3 protein-coding genes and 3 pseudogenes are annotated in these 4,303 nt (G+C 66.3%); 5 read left to right on the forward strand and 1 reads right to left on the reverse strand.

The annotated features are described in order from the left end of the window. The first annotated feature begins 126 nt into the window (after positions 1 to 126). The 4 genes and pseudogenes from ACFWSK_RS37370 (at position 127) to ACFWSK_RS37385 (ending at position 2,811) form a co-directional block, all read left to right on the forward strand. Entirely contained in the window at positions 127 to 423 is a 297-nt protein-coding gene (locus tag ACFWSK_RS37370; protein ID WP_383796543.1) for a hypothetical protein, read from the forward strand. Between the two features lie 133 nt (positions 424 to 556). Further along, positions 557 to 1,674, forward strand: a pseudogene (locus ACFWSK_RS37375) (IS630 family transposase). 46 nt (positions 1,675 to 1,720) lie between these two features. Next, on the forward strand, positions 1,721 to 2,179 hold the full coding sequence (locus ACFWSK_RS37380; protein WP_383796546.1) for a GNAT family N-acetyltransferase: 459 nt from the start codon (positions 1,721 to 1,723) through the stop codon (positions 2,177 to 2,179). Positions 2,180 to 2,373: 194 nt separating this feature from the next. Further along, on the forward strand, positions 2,374 to 2,811 hold the full coding sequence (locus ACFWSK_RS37385) for a hypothetical protein (protein WP_383796549.1): 438 nt from the start codon (positions 2,374 to 2,376) through the stop codon (positions 2,809 to 2,811). A 242-nt stretch (positions 2,812 to 3,053) separates the two neighbouring features. Here ACFWSK_RS37385 and ACFWSK_RS37390 read toward each other — a convergent pair. Next, positions 3,054 to 3,338: pseudogene (locus ACFWSK_RS37390) on the reverse strand (HNH endonuclease); the annotation flags it as partial. 55 nt (positions 3,339 to 3,393) lie between these two features. On the opposite strand from ACFWSK_RS37390, the pseudogene ACFWSK_RS37395 reads away from it, so the two are divergent. Further along, positions 3,394 to 4,194 (forward strand): annotated as a pseudogene (locus ACFWSK_RS37395) (transposase); the annotation flags it as partial. Positions 4,195 to 4,303 lie beyond the last annotated feature (109 nt).

The following is a 4,303-nucleotide window of genomic DNA, read 5'->3' on the forward strand; positions in this document are numbered from 1 at the left end:
TGGTGATCTTGGTCGTGAACCCGTCTACCAGGAGCTTTCTTCATGCCCGCCGCCGGGGCTGCCAGCCCAACCACCCGTCAGGTTGGAAAAGGCTCCTTCTGTGTCAGCGGAGTGGGCGGAGCAGGCATGATTCGCCTGAACTCCATGGCCCGCTACATGAAGGACAAGCAAGCCGCGATGGTGGCCGATCTGCAGCAGACTGGCGTGCGGGTGGTCTTCGAGTCGCCTGACGCGGACTTTGAAGGGCGGCGGGCTTGCGACGACCCTGAAGGAATCCACAAGCTCGTAACCGGACAGCAAGGTGAGGGAGACTTCCCGTGCCTGGGTTCCAGTTGGTGCATCAGCCGCGAGAGCTACCACCCAAGCACCGTCGGCACCACGGCCTACGCCGCAGCCCTCGTTCGGGCGCTGAGCAAGCCGTGACAGACGCTCTACTTGAGATGAAGGACACGAGTGTCTAGTGCTCTGACCGCGTAGGTTCACCGGGTTCTGGTCCGCGTTGCGGCTGGGGCCGATTGGATGGGGGCGGACATCCCATCCAGTGTGCGGAGACGTGGTGGCAGAGCCGGTCAAAGTTCGCCGACTGACGGATCAAGAGGGGCAGCGGCTGCAGCAGATCGTGCGGCGAGGCAGTACCAGTTCCGTGCGCTACCGGCGCGCGATGATGCTGCTGGCTTCGGCCGGCGGGAATCGGGTCCCGGTCATCGCCAAGTTAGTCGCGGCCGATGAGGACACCGTCCGGGACGTCATCCACCGCTTCAACGAGATCGGCCTGGCATGCCTGGACCCTCGGTGGGCGGGAGGCCGTCCCCGCCTGCTCAACGCTGACGACGAGGACTTCGTCGTCGCGACGGCCACCACACGCCCGGCCAAGCTCGGCCAGCCGTTCACCCGCTGGTCGATCCGCAAACTCTGCGCCTACCTGCGCAGGGTCCACGGTCGGATGATCCTTATCGGCCGCGAGGCCCTGCGCTGCCTACTGGCCCGACACGGCATCACCTTCCAGCGCACCAAGACGTGGAAGGAGTCCACCGACCCCGAGCGCGACACCAAGCTGGACCGCATCGAGTACGTCCTGGAGAACTTACCCGATCGCGTTTTCGCGTTCGATGAGTTCGGGCCGCTTGGTGTCCGCCCCACCGCAGGCTCCTGCTGGGCAGAACAGAGTCGGCCCGACCGGATTCCGGCGACCTACCACCGCACCCATGGAGTGACCTACTTCCACGGCTGCTACTCAGTCGGCGACGACACGCTGTGGGGGGTGAACCGTCGCCACAAGGGCGCCGCTCAATCTCTGGCCGCGCTGAAGACGATCCGTGCCGCCCGGCCCGACGGCGCCCCCATCTACGTGATCATGGACAACCTGTCCGCACACAAGGGCACCAAGATCCGCACTTGGGCACGCAAGCACCGGGTAGAGCTGTGCTTCACCCCCACCAACGCCTCCTGGGCCAACCCGATCGAGGCGCACTTCGGGCCCCTGCGGCAATTCACCCTGGCGAACTCCAACCATCCCAACCACACCGTCAGACCCGGGCCCTGCACCGCTACCTGCGCTGGCGCAATACCAACGCCCGCCACCCCGACATCCTGGCCGCCCAGCGCAGGGAACGCGCCCGCATCCGCAGCGAGAAGGGCATCCGGTGGGGCCGTCCCGCCGCCCGAGCGGCGTGATCAATCCAGGTGCAACCCGTGAGCCCTGCCTCATAGCCTCGGCCCCATGCCTGACCATGCCCTCGTCCCCGACGACTTCGTCGTCCCCGCGGACCTGATCACCCCGCAGTTCCGTCTGGAGCCTCTGGGGCCCCAGCACAACGCCGCCGACCACGCCGCCTGGACCAGCAGCATCGAGCACATCCGTGCGACCTCGGGCTTCCACGACCGAGGATGGCCTCCTGCGGACGGGATGGCCCTGGAGGCGAACCTCGTCGACCTGCAGCGTCACGCGGACGACTTCGCTCAGCGCCGCGGATTCACCTACACCGTCATCGGGACCGCTAGTGGCGAGGTGATCGGTTGCGTCTATATCTACCCCTCCCGCAACGATGACCATGACACCGACGTCCGCTCCTGGGTCCGTGCCGACAGAGCCGAGCTGGACGCGCCCTCGCAAGCGGCCGTCACGACCTGGCTGTCCACGAACTGGCCCCTCGGAACTCTCAACTATCAGCCCCGCTGAAAACCATGTGGTCCCGCAGCAACCGGCCACACCGACCCCTGCGGGACACCTGGCCTCCGAATGCCCCGACCGCGGGATGGAACGAACACACCTTCCCGGCGAACCTTCCTGGTCACAGCACTAGCGGTCCACGCGGCCGGAGCGCGCCGTGGGCGAAAGCCCTCGGCGCGCTCGTCGGCATAGTGCTACTGAGCGTGGTCACGCTGTTCATTTCCCAGCAGGTCACAGAATCACGTCGGAAGGAGGCAGCGTTCCGTAAGACCGAGGACTATGCCAAGCGTCACGCCGACTTGATGGCCGAGCGGTCGGGGGCCCTGCTCAGGGACCGGCAGACCGTGGAGGCCAAATTGGAGGAGGACGAACGCACGAGAACTGGCGGCATGTCACTGCTCTACGCGTACGTCAGGACGGAATCGATGGCGACCGAAGTCGTGCAGTTCACGCAACCGTACGAACCTGCGGCCATGCTGTTGTCCCCGTCCCTGAGCACGGTCAAGCAGTGTTTCACCATTGTCTATGAGGCTGTTGGCACGCCTTCGGTTTCCGTGAACTTGACGTCACACGGTGAGGACGTGTCCTGCGTTCGTATTGCCGATGAGCTCAACGAAGCGGTCCCCCCTTCCTCGGGCTGACCGCTCCCGTCGGTACCCTCGGAGGCGCCCGGGCCGGACTGTCATTTCCTTGTAGCCGATGCAGGCGGAAAGCGGGTCGACCGGGTGACCGACCCTGCTGGTGCTGGTGGGTAGACGCTGATGTGGTCGAGCCTCGAAGCGCACATATCGGCGGGCGTCCATAGAACGTGGGCGCCCGCCGATGCGTGTGCTTCGAGCCGGTTTCAGGGCCGCTACCGATGCCGGTTCAGCTCAAGGGCCTGTTACGCCACGGGGGTGTATGGAACGATCATGTCCTCGCACGGCCCTTCGGCGAATACCTTTAGCGCGTCCAGCTCCGTGGTGTCAGCGGTCAGCTGCCAGCGGAGCTTGGTCGCTACCCACTCCCCCACGTACCGGCACTGCGCGTCCAGGGCCGGCGGCATCCACTGGGCCGGATCCCGATCTGACTTTTGCCGGGTCGTGCGGACTGTCACCGCGACCAGCGAAGCGGCAGCACCCTGGTCGTTTGCGTACGCCTCACGGCGTGTGGCGGTCCATGCTGAGGCGCAGGTTGTCCCTGATTGTCGAAACTGGTGAAGCCTCACAACCGAAGATTCCCTCCTAGAGCCCGGGGCGGACGTTGCCGCGGTCACCACGCTCCAGATCCGCGAGGTCGTGGAGCGGCTCGTCGACGTCGGCCAGTGGCATCAGGGTGACCCAGAGATTCTGGTGGTGATGGACGCCGGCCACGACGCACCCCGCATCGCCTACCTGCTCGACGGCCTGCCCGTGCAGGTCCTCGGTCGTCTCCGTTCCGACCGCGTGATGCGGCGCCCGACACCGCCACCCGTCTACGACCCGAAGGGCGGTCGACCGCCCAAGCGCGGCGGAGAGTTCGTCTTCGGCGATCCTGGCACCTGGGGCACCGAGCAGGCATTGACCACCACGGACACCCGCCTCTACGGAAAGGCGACAGCGCAGGCATGGGACCGGCTGCACCCCAGGTTGACCCGCCGGGCAGCCTGGCTCGACCACTACGGACCACTGCCCATCATCGAAGGCACGATCGTCCGCCTGGTCGTCGAGAAGCTGCCCAGCGGCGGGGTGAGCAAGCCCGTCTGGCTGTGGTGGTCGGAAACCGCCGCCACGGCCGACGATTTAGATCGCTGCTGGCAGTCCTTCCTCCGCCGCTTCGATCTGGAGCACACGTTTCGCCTGCTCAAGCAGACACTCGGGTGGACCAAGCCCCGGCTCCGCAGCTCAGAAGCGGCCGACCGATGGACGTGGCTGGTGGTCGCGGCCTACGCCCAGCTCCGGCTGGCCCGCCCGCTGGCCACCGACCTCCGGCGGCCCTGGGAGAAGCCGGCCCCGCCGAACAAACTCACGCCCGCCCGCGTCTGCAGAGGGTTCAGAAACCTGCGGTGGCTCTCATGACAGTGAGCCTTTTCCAACCTGACGGGTGGTTGGGCTGGCAGCCCCGGCGGCGGGCATGAAGAAAGCTCCTGGTAGACGGGTTCACGACCAAGATCAC

Source organism: Streptomyces sp. NPDC058620 (genome assembly GCF_042717135.1).
Lineage (GTDB): Bacteria > Actinomycetota > Actinomycetes > Streptomycetales > Streptomycetaceae > Streptomyces.